This is a genomic window from Pseudonocardia kongjuensis (assembly GCF_039526905.1).
In the GTDB taxonomy this organism is placed as follows: domain Bacteria; phylum Actinomycetota; class Actinomycetes; order Mycobacteriales; family Pseudonocardiaceae; genus Pseudonocardia; species Pseudonocardia kongjuensis.
On the sequence record NZ_BAAAJK010000028.1, the window covers coordinates 1018 to 13126 of the forward strand.

At 76.1% G+C, this 12109-nt stretch carries 11 protein-coding genes; 4 read left to right on the forward strand and 7 right to left on the reverse strand.

Translation table 11 applies throughout. The features are described 5' to 3' along the window. Nucleotides 1-17: 17 nt before the first annotated feature. Nucleotides 18-839, reverse strand: a complete 822-nt coding sequence (locus ABD160_RS22355) for an NmrA family NAD(P)-binding protein (protein WP_344025612.1) — start codon at nt 837-839, stop codon at nt 18-20. Between the two features lie 73 nt (nt 840-912). Continuing rightward, the gene (locus tag ABD160_RS22360) at nt 913-2241 is read right to left on the reverse strand and encodes a TMEM165/GDT1 family protein (RefSeq protein ID WP_344025615.1); all 1329 of its coding nucleotides are present in this window, start codon (nt 2239-2241) and stop codon (nt 913-915) included. Between the two features lie 304 nt (nt 2242-2545). Between ABD160_RS22360 and ABD160_RS22365 the strand changes: the two genes are divergently transcribed. Then, nucleotides 2546-3724 (forward strand): thiolase family protein, encoded by a 1179-nt coding sequence (locus tag ABD160_RS22365; protein WP_344025617.1) that lies wholly within the window; start codon nt 2546-2548, stop codon nt 3722-3724. Between the two features lie 107 nt (nt 3725-3831). After that, entirely contained in the window at nt 3832-5298 is a 1467-nt protein-coding gene (locus tag ABD160_RS22370; RefSeq protein WP_344025619.1) for a S1C family serine protease, read from the forward strand. Nucleotides 5299-5385: 87 nt separating this feature from the next. Here ABD160_RS22370 and ABD160_RS22375 read toward each other — a convergent pair whose 3' ends face one another. From ABD160_RS22375 to ABD160_RS22390, 4 genes are read right to left on the reverse strand one after another with little or no spacing between them, the layout of a single operon-like run. Beyond that, entirely contained in the window at nt 5386-6081 is a 696-nt protein-coding gene (locus ABD160_RS22375) for a DedA family protein (RefSeq protein WP_344025620.1), read from the reverse strand. Next, nucleotides 6078-6878: an MBL fold metallo-hydrolase gene (locus ABD160_RS22380; protein ID WP_344025622.1), complete on the reverse strand. Its 801-nt coding sequence runs from the start codon at nt 6876-6878 to the stop codon at nt 6078-6080. The genes ABD160_RS22375 and ABD160_RS22380 overlap by 4 nt, the downstream gene beginning before the upstream one ends. Before the next feature lie 34 nt (nt 6879-6912). Continuing rightward, complete coding sequence (locus tag ABD160_RS22385) at nt 6913-7323, reverse strand: TIGR03618 family F420-dependent PPOX class oxidoreductase (RefSeq protein WP_344025624.1); 411 nt, start codon at nt 7321-7323, stop codon at nt 6913-6915. A gap of 33 nt (nt 7324-7356) precedes the next feature. Then, the gene (locus ABD160_RS22390) at nt 7357-8718 is read right to left on the reverse strand and encodes a citrate synthase (RefSeq protein ID WP_344025626.1); all 1362 of its coding nucleotides are present in this window, start codon (nt 8716-8718) and stop codon (nt 7357-7359) included. Between the two features lie 71 nt (nt 8719-8789). On the opposite strand from ABD160_RS22390, the gene ABD160_RS22395 reads away from it, so the two are divergent. Next, complete coding sequence (locus tag ABD160_RS22395) at nt 8790-9929, forward strand: citrate/2-methylcitrate synthase (RefSeq protein ID WP_344025629.1); 1140 nt, start codon at nt 8790-8792, stop codon at nt 9927-9929. Here ABD160_RS22395 and ABD160_RS22400 read toward each other — a convergent pair. Then, on the reverse strand, nt 9887-10336 hold the full coding sequence (locus ABD160_RS22400) for a VOC family protein (RefSeq protein ID WP_344025630.1): 450 nt from the start codon (nt 10334-10336) through the stop codon (nt 9887-9889). The two genes, ABD160_RS22395 and ABD160_RS22400, sit on opposite strands and share 43 nt — an antisense overlap. Nucleotides 10337-10486: 150 nt before the next feature. Between ABD160_RS22400 and ABD160_RS22405 the strand changes: the two genes are divergently transcribed. Beyond that, nucleotides 10487-12058 carry an MFS transporter gene (locus ABD160_RS22405; RefSeq protein ID WP_344025632.1) on the forward strand — a complete coding sequence of 524 codons (1572 nt, stop codon included), beginning with the start codon at nt 10487-10489 and terminating at the stop codon, nt 12056-12058. The last annotated feature ends 51 nt before the right edge of the window (nt 12059-12109 follow it).

Genomic DNA, 12109 nt, shown 5'->3' on the forward strand with positions numbered 1-12109 from the left:
CGCCCCACGACGCGTGATCAGCTGATGGCGGCCCGGATCTGGTCCGCGTGCGCCTGGGCCCAGGCCGCCACCGTGGTGCCGGGGCGGCCGGTGACCTCCTCGACGACGCCGCTGGGCGCCGGTTCGACGTCCCGCAGGAACCCGAGGATGGTGTGCACCAGGAACTCGGCGGTCTCCCGGCCGGCCGAGGGCTCCAGCGCCGCGACCGCCGCCTCCTCGCTCACCTGCTCGAACGCGATCGGGACGCCGGTGGCCGCGGCGAGTGCGGCCACCGACTGCACCCGGCTGACCCGTTCCGGCCCGGTGAGGGTGAGCGCCCGGCCTGCATAGCCGTCCTCGGTGAGCGCGACGGCCGCCACCTCGGCGATGTCGGTCATCGCGGTCGGCGTGCTCGCCAGGTCCGGCCACGGCTCCCGCACCACGCCGGTCGCCCGGATCTGCGGGTACCAGACACTCACGTTCTCCACGAAGTCGGCCGGCCACAGGTGCGTCCACTCCCGGGCGCCCGCCTCCACCGCCCTGGTGACCGATCCCCACCAGCTCTCCGGCTCCCCGGACAGGTCCACCACGTGCTCGACGCCCGCGGCCGTGGCCCGGTCGACCACCTCGGCGGCCGTCTCCTCCACCGGGGCCAGGTACATGGCGCGGACGCCGTCGAACACGCCGTCCAGCGTCGACGGCCGGCGGACCGACCCGCGGACGACCTGCACGCCGTCCGGCAGCGCGGCGCGCACCGGATCGACGGTCAGCGCCCGCACCGGACCGGCGCCCCGGGCCAGCAGATGGTCGACGACGAGACGTCCGATGTTCCCCGTCGCGCCGGTCACCAGGATGGTCATGGCAGCCCCCTCGGTTCACCCGGTACACCGTACCGAGTTTCTCGTACGGTGTACCAGGTGAATCTGCGAGGGTCTAGTGCGTCCGGCTGCGATCCGGGTCGTGCTCCGCGCCCGGCTCCTCGCCGCCGCGCAACCGGGGCAGGAAGCGGCCGGTGCGGCTGCGGTAGGCGTCGTACTCCGCGCCCAGCGCGCTGCCCAGTCCCGGCTCGTACACCGCGCGGGCCTGGATCTGCACCGCGACCAGGATCAGCACCCCGGCCAGCACGCCGAGCAGCGTCGGCGAGATGAACAGCATCCCGGCGCAGCCCACGATCAGGCCGGTCAGCGCGGGATTGCGCACCCGGCTGTGCAGGCCGCCGGTCGCGAGGACCGGCCGGCGTGCAGCTGCGGCGGCGGCAGGGCCGGGCTCGGTGCCGCCGGCCACCGCCGCACCCGCCTCCGTCGCCGACCGCCGCCACACCGTGCCGAGCTGCAGTGTCGCGATCGCGACCACCGCGAACCCGAGCAGCAGCAGCCCGGCCCCGACGACCGCGACACCCGGCCGGGCCAGCACCGCGATCGGCTCCAGCACGCCGAGCGCGACCAGCAGCGGGGCACCGAAGCCGAGCAGCGCGGCGACGAGCAGCAGCAGCCGGGCCCACCAGGCCGGGCTGCCCGGGGTGCGGACGACCTCCAGCCGGCGCTCGCCGCGGGCCCGGTGCGCGCGGCCCCGGAGCCAGACGGTGATCCCGACCCCGAGCACGCCGAGCAGGACCGCGGCCCAGCCGGCGACCCGGTCGTCGATCAGCGCCGCGGCGTCCGACCAGGCGTCCGGCCCCCACACCTCGGGCACCGCCTCGACGAACAGCCAGGCACCGAAGACGAAGAACATCAGCGCGGCGCCGATCGAGATGACCCGCTCCGGCAGCCGCTGGCCGAGCTTGCGGCCGACCACGATCGCCATCGCGTCGGCGGCGACCATGCCCAGCGTGGAGCCCAGCCAGACGCCGAACCAGTTGTACTGGGTGGCCAGCGTGATGGTGGCCAGCATGGTCTTGTCGCCCAGCTCGGCCAGGAAGAACGCGACCGACGCGGCGACCACCGCCGAGCCGCCGGCCCGCTTGGCCTTGCGCTCCTCGTCGTCGGTGAGCGAGTCCCCGCGCAGGGTCCACGCGCCGAAGCCGATGAAGGCGACCGCCGCGACCAGTGAGATCCAGCCGGTCGGGAGCGACGCGCCCAGGCCGACGCCGACGGCCACCGAGACCAGGTGGGTCACCGAGGTGGCGATCGTGATCCCGATGAGCACCGGGATCGCCTTGAAGCGGGTCGCGAACGTGAGGGCCATGAGCTGCGACTTGTCGCCGAGCTCGGCCACGAAGATGACACCGAAACTGACCGCGAACGCGACCAGGAAACCGTCCATGTCCATCCCTCGATCTCGCGCCGGATCGAGGTAATGGGGATCCTCGATCCGGCACTGCCGGATCGAAGGTCTCGCTCGCCTGGTGGTGGTCAGGCCGCCGCACCCGGGGCCGCCACCGAGGGCGTGCCCAGTATGTCGAGCGCAGCGTTGGGAGCTACTCCCCTTCGCGTACCCGGCGGACGTTACCGCACCGATCCAGATCCGCTCGACCCCCGAGCCTGTGACCGCCCTCTCACACGGACCGGCCCGGATGGCTTAGCGTCGCGAACGAACCCGCGTCACCGGTGACCGAGGAGGACCCGCCATGCCCGAGGCCGTCGTCTGCGAGGCCGTCCGCACGCCGATCGGGAAGCGGAACGGATCGCTGGCCGGGGTGCACCCGGTGGACCTGTCGGCGGCCGTGCTCGACGCGCTGGCGCAGCGGACCGGGATCGATCCCGGCGTCGTCGACGACGTGGTGTGGGGCTGTGTGAACCAGGTCGGCGACCAGGCCGCGCAGATCGGCCGGTACGCGCTGCTCGCCGCCGGCTGGCCGGAGACGGTGCCCGGCGTGACGATCAACCGGGCCTGCGGGTCGAGCCAGTCGGCGTTCGACTTCGCCGCCGGGATGGTGCTCGCCGGGCAGTACGACGTCGTCGTCGCCGGGGGCGTCGAGTCGATGACCCGGGTGCCGCTGGGCGCCGGACGCGACCTGGGCCGGCCCTACGGGCCGCTGGTCCGTGAGCGCTACCGGGCCGACCTGACCTCCGGCGAGTTCCCGAACGCCGACTTCAACCAGGGCGTCGGCGCCGAGCGGATCGCCCGCGACTGGAAACTGTCGCGCACCGAGCTCGACGAGTACGCGGCCCGCTCGCACGAGCTGGCCGCCGCCGCGATCGACTCCGGCGCGTTCGACGGGCAGCTGGCCGCGGTCCCCGGTGCGCCCGGCTTCGACGCCGACGAGGGACTGCGCCGCGGCACCACCGCAGGCACCCTCGCCGGGCTGACGCCGTCGTTCGCCGCGGACGGCGTGATCCACGCCGGGAACAGCTCGCAGATCTCCGACGGCGCGTCCGCGGTGCTGGTCACCACCCCGCAGCGGGCCCGCGAGCTGGGCCTCACCCCGATCGTGCGCTACCACTCGGGCGCGGTGTCCGGCGCCGATCCGCTGCGGATGCTGACCGGGCCGATCCCGGCGACCCGCAAGGTGCTGGGCCGGGCCGGGCTCACGGTCTCCGACATCGGCGCCTTCGAGGTGAACGAGGCGTTCGCGCCCGTCCCGCTGGCCTGGCAGGCCGAGTTCGGCGCCGATCCGGCCCGGCTCAACCCGCTGGGCGGGGCGATCGCCGTCGGGCACCCGCTGGGCGCCTCCGGCACCGTGCTGCTCACCCGGCTCGTGCACCACATGCGCGACCGCGGCATCCGCTACGGCCTGCAGACGATGTGCGAGGGCGGCGGCACCGCGAACGCCACGATCGTCGAGCTCGTCGAGCACTCCGGGTGACCGGCGGCACCTGATCGCAGCGGCCTGCCGCGACATCACACCGAACGCCGCAGCGATTCCCAGCGCGATCACAGGCTCGTCTCAGGGTCGGGCCGCACAGTACTGACATGACCGAGCAGGGACCGGGTCCGAGCGGGAGCCCCGACGGACGCACCGCCGCCGACGGCGGCGGCCCGGGGCCGGCCCGGCCCGACCGACGTTCCGGCGACGCGCGCACCGGCGACGCCGACGACACCCGCGCAGAGGAGGCACCCGAGATGAGCGACACCGAGCAGCGGAGCCCGTCCCCCGAGTGGGCGGCGGCCGGCCCCCGGCCGGGCGTGCCCGCGCACGGTGCGGGGAGCCCACCCACCTCGGTGTACCCGCCGTTCCCGCCGCCGAACGGCGGCCACCCCCCGAAGCCGCCGAAGCGGCTCGGTGCCAGCGTGGTCGCGCTCGCCCTGGCGGCCGGCCTGGTCGGCGGCGGGGTCGGCTTCGGCGGCGCGTACGCGGTGCTCGGCTCGTCCGGCTCCGGGCAGCCGACGCTGGCCAGCGCGGCCGACCCGGGCACCCCGGCCCGCGCCGCGGACGGCTCGATCGCCGGGGCCGCCGCCGCCATCACCCCGAGCACGGTGGACATCCAGGTCCGCACCGCGCAGGGCGTGTCCGAGGGGTCCGGCGTCATCCTGACCGCCGACGGCGAGGTGCTCACCAACAACCACGTGGTCTCCGGCGCCGCCCAGGGCGGCCAGATCACGGTGACCCTGTCCGACGGGACCCGGCACGAGGCGACCGTCGTCGGCACCTCCCCCAGCTACGATCTCGCGGTCATCCGGCTGCAGGGCGCGTCCGGGCTGACCGCGGCGACGCTCGGCGAGTCGTCGGGCGTCCAGGTCGGCGAGCAGGTCGTCGCGACCGGATCGCCGCAGGGCCTGTCCGGCACCGTCACCGCAGGCATCGTGAGCGCGCTGAACCGGACGGTCGCCGCGGGCGGCGACGGCGAGGCCCCGGTCGTCTACAACGGGCTGCAGACCGACGCCCCGATCAACCAGGGCAACTCCGGCGGCCCGCTGGTGAACCTGGCCGGCCAGGTCGTCGGGATCAACTCGGCGATCGCCACCACCGGGCAGAGCCAGGGCTCGATCGGGCTGGGCTTCGCGATCCCGGTGGACACCGCCAAGCGGGTCGCCCAGGAGATCATGTCCGACGGCGTCGCCACCAAGCCGCAGCTCGGCGTGCAGGGATCGGTGGCGGCCTCGCGGGCCGCGGCCACCGGCGCCGGCGCGGAGATCGCCGCCGTCCAGCCCGGGTCGGCCGCCGCGCAGGCCGGCCTGCGCGAGGGCGACGTGGTGACCGAGGTCGACGAGTACCCGGTGTCGAGCTTCGCCGACCTGATCGCCCGGATCGGCAACTTCGCCCCGGGCCAGCAGGTCACGCTGACCGTCGGCACCGGGAACGACGCCCGCCAGGTCCCGGTCACCCTCGGCAGCGTCGAGGACACCCCGGCCGCGGCGAACGCGCAGAACGGCAGCACACCGGACGGATCGGGCGGCGAGCTGCCCTTCGGGTTCAGCCCGTTCGGCGACGGCAACTGACCCCACCCGCTCCGGCCGGGCGCGGCACATCCCTCCCGTCGCGCCCGGCCGGTCCTCGCCCGTCCCGGGCCCGCGGCCTCCCGGCCGTCACCGCGGAGCGTCGGCCCGGTCCCCCGACTCCCGGGCACGACGGTCGCGGCGCCGGGCACGCAGCCGTCCCACGACCGCCGACACCGCCCCGACCACGGCCACCAGCCCCACCGCCAGCCCGGCGGCCACCAGCGGCGAGTCGGTGAGGTTGCCGGTCAGCACGCCGAGCACGCCGTAGAGCAGCGTCCACAGCAGGGCGCCACCGGCGACCGCGGGCAGCAGCTTCGCCCAGGCCATCCCGGACGCGGCGGCGGCGATCAGGGTCGGCACCCGTCCGGCGGGGGCGACCCGGCCGACCAGCACCAGCAGCCAGCCGCGTTCGGCGAAGGCGTCCCGCATCCGCGCCACCCGCGCCCCGGTGCGTTCCCCGCCGAACCGGCCGCCGGCGACCGCGTCGAGCACCGGGACGCTGCCCCGGCGGGCGACGGCGAAGGTCACCACGTCCCCGGCCAGCGCGGCGACGAAGGCCAGCCCGAGCACCAGCGGCAGGGACAGCGCGTCGGTGGTCATCGCCGTCGCGGCGGCCGCGCCGACGATCGCGCCGGTCGGCACGACCGGCAGGATCGAGCCGAACAGCACCCCGCCGCCGACGACGAGATAGGCGATCCGGCCGGCGTCCGGGGTCAGCTCGGCCTCGATCCACTCCTCGGCCGGGAGCGGTGCGGTCGCGAGCGCGGCCAGCAGCACGCTCACACCGTCGCCCCGACCCGGGCGCCCGGCTCGACCACCAGCGGCCGGGTGGGCAGCCCGGCCGCGGTGACGGCGGCGGCGAACTCGTGCGGCGGGTGCACCAGCAGCTCGCGCATCCGGCCGCCGATCCGGCCGGGCACCGAGCAGAGGCCGGTCACGGCGAGCGTCCCCCAGTGCACCGGCAGGGTGACCTTCGGGGCGAGCCGGCGGACCGCCTCGGCCGCGCCGGACGGGTCGAGGTGCCCGGGCCCGAGGCTCGGCCCCCAGCCCCACACCGGCAGCGCCGCGAGATCGATCGGGCCCTGCGCGGCGACGTCGTCGAGCCCGGGGAACAGCCCGGTGTCGCCCGCCGCGTAGACCCGCAGCCCGTCGGCCTCCAGCAGGTGCCCCATCGCGTCGGCCTGCGGGCCGTGCGTGAGCCGCGGGCCCCAGCGGTGCCCGGAGTGGTCGGCCGGGGTGCCGGTGACCCGCAGGCCGCCGAAGGTCCTGGTCTCGCCGACGGCGAGCCCGGACACCCGGGCCACGCCGCGCCGGCGCACCCAGCCGGCCGCCCCGGCCGGGACGACCACCTCGGCGTCGCGGGGCAGCAGCCGCAGCGACCGCAGGTGCAGGTGATCGGCGTGCAGGTGCGAGATCAGGACCAGGTCGACGTCGGCGAGCGCGGCCGGGTGCACCGCGGGCACCATCCGGCGCAGCGGGCCCACCGCCGCGGTCAGCAGCGGATCGGTCAGGACGGTGCGTCCACCCATCCGCAGCCGCAGCGTGCTGTGGCCGAGGAAGGTCGTCTCCGGCAGGTCCACGATGCCGAGTATCCCCGTGTCCGGGCGTGCGCGGTCAGGCGTTGCCGAGAACCCGGTCGACGGCGATCTCCAGCACCACCCGCTCCGGGTTGGGCCGGGGCTCCTTGTACTGGGCGGCGTAGCGGCGCTCGGCGTCCCGCACGGCCTCCGGGTCGTCCCGGACGACGGCGACGCCCTCCAGCGTCGACCAGGTGCGGCCCTCGACGAGGGAGACCGCGACCCGGGCGCCACCGGGACCCGCCGCGGCGACGTTGCGGGCCTTCTGCGACCCGCCGCGGCAGATCACCCGGGCGATCCGCTCCTCGACGTCGACGGTCACCCCGACCGGGACGGCGTGCGGGGTGCCGTCGCGCCGGGTGGTGACGAGGATGCACGGGCGGCGCTCCGACCACAGCTGCAGGAACGTGTCGGAGACGCCGTCGGCGAGGGAGCGGCGTCGGGTCACGCCGACATCCTCGCCAACCGTCCCTTGCTCTGCTCACCCGGGGCGCTGCGGGGTCTGCTGCGGGGTCTGCGGGCGCGGCCCGGTGTAGACGCCGAGCGGCCGGAACCGCGGGCCCGGCTCCGCGTACTCCTCCAGTGCGTGCGCCACCCAGCCGACGGTGCGGGCGGTGGCGAACACCAGCTCGCCGGCGTCCGGCCGCAGGTCGTGGGCGTGCATCAGCGCGGCCAGCGCGAGATCGACGTTCGGTGCCGGGCCGTCGCCGCGGGCCATCCCGTCGGTGAGCGCGTCGACGCAGGCCAGCACCCGGTCCGCCCGCGGATCGGTGCGCAGCCGATCGAGCAGCGCGACGGCCCGGGGATCGGCGCCCCGGTACACGGAGTGCCCGAACCCGGGGACCCGCTCCCCCGCCCGCAGCCGGGCGGCCAGGGCGGCGTGCGGATCGTCGAGCGCCTCGGCGAGGAAGCGGTGGGCGAGCGTCCCGGCGAGGCCGTGCCGGGGGCCGTCGAGCGCCCCGAGCCCGGCCGAGACGACGGCGTGCACGTCGGCGAGGGTGCTCGCGGCGACCCGGGCGGCGACCGTGGACGCGGCGAGACCGTGGTCGGCGAGCAGCACCAGGGCGGCCCGGAGGTGGTCCGGGCCGGTGCCGGGATCGGCGGCCGGGTCCCGGGCGAGCGCGGGCCACAGCAGTACCGCCGGATCGGGCCCGGGCGGCGGCTCCGGTGCGGCCGGGGTGGGCTGTGCGGCCGGGGTGGGCTGTGCGGCCGAGGTGGGCTGTGCGACCGGGGTGGGCTGTGCGACCGGAGCAGCCGGTGCGGCCGGAGCAGCCGGAGCAGCCGGTGCAGCCGGTGCGGCCGGGGACGCGGCCCCGCCCAGCGCGGCGACGACCGTCCCCAGCAGCGTCGCCGCCGTCCGGCTCACCGCGGCCGGGCGCACGTCGGCACGCAGCGGATCGGCGGCGGCGACCGCGGCCACCGCGACCCGGAACCGGTCGGTGCTGCGCGCCCGCGCCGGCAGCGCGGCGAGGGCCGCACCGGCCACCGCCAGCAGCTCCGGATCGGCGTCGAACCGGACCGGGCCGGGCACGTCCCACAGCAGCGCGGCGACCTCGGCCAGGTCCGCGCGGGCGGCCAGCCCGGCGGCCGGGACACCCCGGAACCACGGTCCGCCGTCGGCCACCAGGGTGATCCCGGTCCGGATCCGCTCGACCACGCCGGACGGTTCGCCCGCCTCCCGGCCGCGCGCGGCGAGCGCCTCCACCTCGGCCCTGGCGAACCGGCTGCCCCGCCGCCGGGCGCCCCGGACGCTGGTCAGCAGCCCGCGGCTGGCGTAGGCGTACACCGTCTCGCGCTTCACCCCGAGCCGCTGGGCGGTCTCCTCGACCGTCAGGAAGTCCACAGGATTGACGCTATCAACATTGACCCGATCAATATTGACAATGGTTCCCGGTGGGGCGGACCGTGCGCCACATGACCATCACCGACCCGGGCCTGCGCGGGATCGCCGTCACCAGCACGAGCATCGGCGACGTCCGCGGGGACGAGGGCTTCTACCACTACCGGCAGTACTCGGCCGTCGAGCTCGCCCGCAGCCGCACGTTCACCGACGTCTGGTTCCTGCTCGCCGAGGGCAGGCTCCCGGACCTCGGCGAGCGGGCCCGGTTCGACGCGCGCATCGCCGCCCGGCGCGCACTGCCGGACGCGCTGCAGGCGCTGCTGCCCTCGATCGCCGACGCCTGCGGCACCGATCTCGCGGCGGGGCTGCGCACCGCGCTGTCGGTGCTCGGCCCGCTGCACGGGCTGCGCCCGCTGTGGGACGCCGGCCCGGAGCGCGGCGCCGAGGACGCGCTCACCGTGTGCGCCGCGACGCCGACCGTGCTGGCCGCGCTGTACCGGCTCGGCGAGGGGCGGGAACCGGTGCCGCCGCGCGCCGATCTCGGCCCGGCCGCGAACTGGCTGTGGATGCTGTCCGGAGCGGAACCGGCCCCGGAGCACGTCCGGGCCGTCGACGCCTACCTGGTGAGCACCGTGGACCACGGGTTCAACGCGTCGACGTTCACCGCCCGGGTGGTCGCCTCGACCGGCGCCGACGTCGCGTCCTGCGTGGTCGCCGCGATCGGCGCGTTCGCCGGGCCGCTGCACGGCGGGGCACCGGACCGGGCGCTGGAGTCGCTGGACCTGATCGACCGCGACGCCGGCGGATCACCCGAGCGCTGGGTCGCCGACCGGCTGGCCGCCGGCGAACGGATCATGGGGTTCGGGCACGCCGTGTACCGCGGCCCGGACCCGCGCGCGGCGCTGCTGCGCGACGTCGCGGCCCGGCTCGGCGGACCGCTGCCCGAACGCGCCGCCGACGTCGAGCGGCGGATCACCGACACCCTGGCCCGGCTGCGCCCGGACCGGCCGCTGCACGCGAACGTCGAGTTCCAGGCCGGTGTGGTGATGGCGGGCTGCGGCATCCCGCGGCGGATGTTCACCCCGACCTTCGCGACCAGCCGGGTCGTCGGCTGGTGCGCGCACGTCCTGGAACAGGCCGCCGAGCGCCGGCTGATCCGGCCGTCCGCGACCTACGCCGGACCGCCGGCGCCGGAGCCGGTCCCGGCCGTCTGACCGGCCCGGTCGCCGCGGGTGTCGCGGCGGATCGGGTGCTCGGGCGGCACCTCGACGAACACGATCCGGGTGCCGTCCGGATCGGCGACCCACATCTCGTGCAGGCCCCACGGCTCCTGCTTCGGCTCGCGCAGCACGGCGACGCCCGCGGCGGACAGCTCGGCGTAGGTGGCCGCCAGGTCGCGGACCTGCAGCCACAGCCGCAGCCCGCCCGGATCGGTCCCCGGGTCGCCGTCCGGCGCCCCGGACGGCGACGCCGAGACCTCCAGGAACCCGCTGCCCAGGAAGAAGACGGTCCCGCCGGGGAACTCCCGGGAGATCGCCAGGCCCAGGGTGTCGCGATAGAAGGCGACGGCCGTCGCGGGATCGGCGGGACGGAGGATGGCGCGGCTGGCGAGGATCTCCACGAGGCCGCACGGTAGCGGTCCGGAACGCGGCCGTGACACGGGCGAGACGCGGGTGAGATCGGTGGCAATGCAAACTTTCCGGTTGCTGCGGGACACGGTGGCGTGCTCATCTGATCGGGCACCACCACTTCTCGCCGCCACGGAGGTCGCGTGTTCCGGGCCCGAACCCGCCCCGCTCAGGACCCGGACGCACGCACCGGCCCGGGCGCCCGCCCGGCGGTGGCGATCGCCGTGCTCGCCTCCTGCGGCCTGCTGGTGTCGCTGCTGCAGACGATGGTGGTCCCGCTGCTCCCCCGGTTCCCGGAGCTGCTGTCGGTGACCCCGTCGACGGCGTCCTGGCTGATCACCGCGAACCTGGTGGCGGGCGCGGTGTCGGCGCCGGTGCTCGGCAGGCTCGGCGACATGTTCGGCAAGCGCCGGATGCTGCTGGTCGCGCTCGTCCTGGTCGGGGTCGGATCGGTGATCGGCGCACTGGCCCCGGGCATCGAGCTGCTGCTCGTCGCCCGGGTGCTGCAGGGCACCGCGTTCGGGGTGATCGCGCTGGGCATGAGCCTGATGCGCGACATCCTCCCGCCGGAGCGGGTCGGCTCCGGGGTGGGGCTGATGTCGTCCTCGCTCGGCTTCGGCGGCGCGATCGGCCTGCCGATCACCGGCGTGGTCGCCCAGTTCACCAGCTGGCGCTGGCTGTTCGCCGGCGCGGCGGTCCTCGCGCTCGTGCAGATCGTGCTGGTGCGCAGGCTGGTGGCCGAGTCGGGCCTGCGGACCGGCGGCCGGTTCGACGCCGTCGGCGCCGTCGGGATCGGCGCGCTGCTGGTCTCCCTGCTGCTCGCGGTCTCCAAGGGCAACGAGTGGGGCTGGACGTCGCCACAGGTGATCGGGCTGTTCGTCGCCGCGCTGGTGCTCGCGCCGGTGATCGGCCGGTACGAGCTGCGGACGCGCACGCCGCTGGTCGACCTGCGGGTGTCCGCCCGGCCCGCGGTACTGCTGACCAACACGGCGACGGTGCTCGTCGGCTTCTCCATGTTCGCCGGGTTCGTGCTGACCACCCAGCTGCTGCAGGCACCGGTCGCCACCGGCTACGGCTTCGGCCAGTCACTGCTCGTCGCCGGCCTGGTGCTGCTGCCGATGGGCGGCTCGATGGTGCTGTTCTCCTCGACGTCGGCGCGGCTGTCCCGGGCCCGCGGGCCGCGGACCACGCTGGTCCTCGGCACGCTGGTGCTCGGCGCCGGGAACCTGGCGTTCGCGACCCTGCCGGGGACCATCTGGCTGCTGATGCTGGTCGCGACGCTCACCGCGATCGGCGCCGCGCTCGCCTACTCCGCCATCCCGCTGCTGATCATGCGGGCGGTGCCGGAGTCGGAGACGGCCGCGGCCAACAGCCTCAACACGCTGGCCCGCCAGCTCGGCACCAGCGCCTGCACCGCCTTCGTGGCCGCGGTGACGACGGCGTTCGTGCTCGACGACGGGATCCTGCCGGCCGGCATCGCCTACACGATCGCGTTCGCCGGGGCCGGTGCGGCCGGGCTGCTCGCGACGCTGCTCGTCGCCGTCACGCCGGCGCCCGCCCCGGAGCGGCCGGCAACGCCGGACCGCGGGCCGGAGCACGGGCCGGACCGCGGGCCGGAGCACGGGCCGGAGCACGGGCCGGAGCACGGGCCGGAGCACGGGCCGGAGCACGGGACCCGCGCCGCGGCCACGACGCCGGAGGCGTGCCGGCACTGACACCCGGCGACCGCGGCGGCCGTGCAGGACGGCCGGCGGCCGGACAAGGGC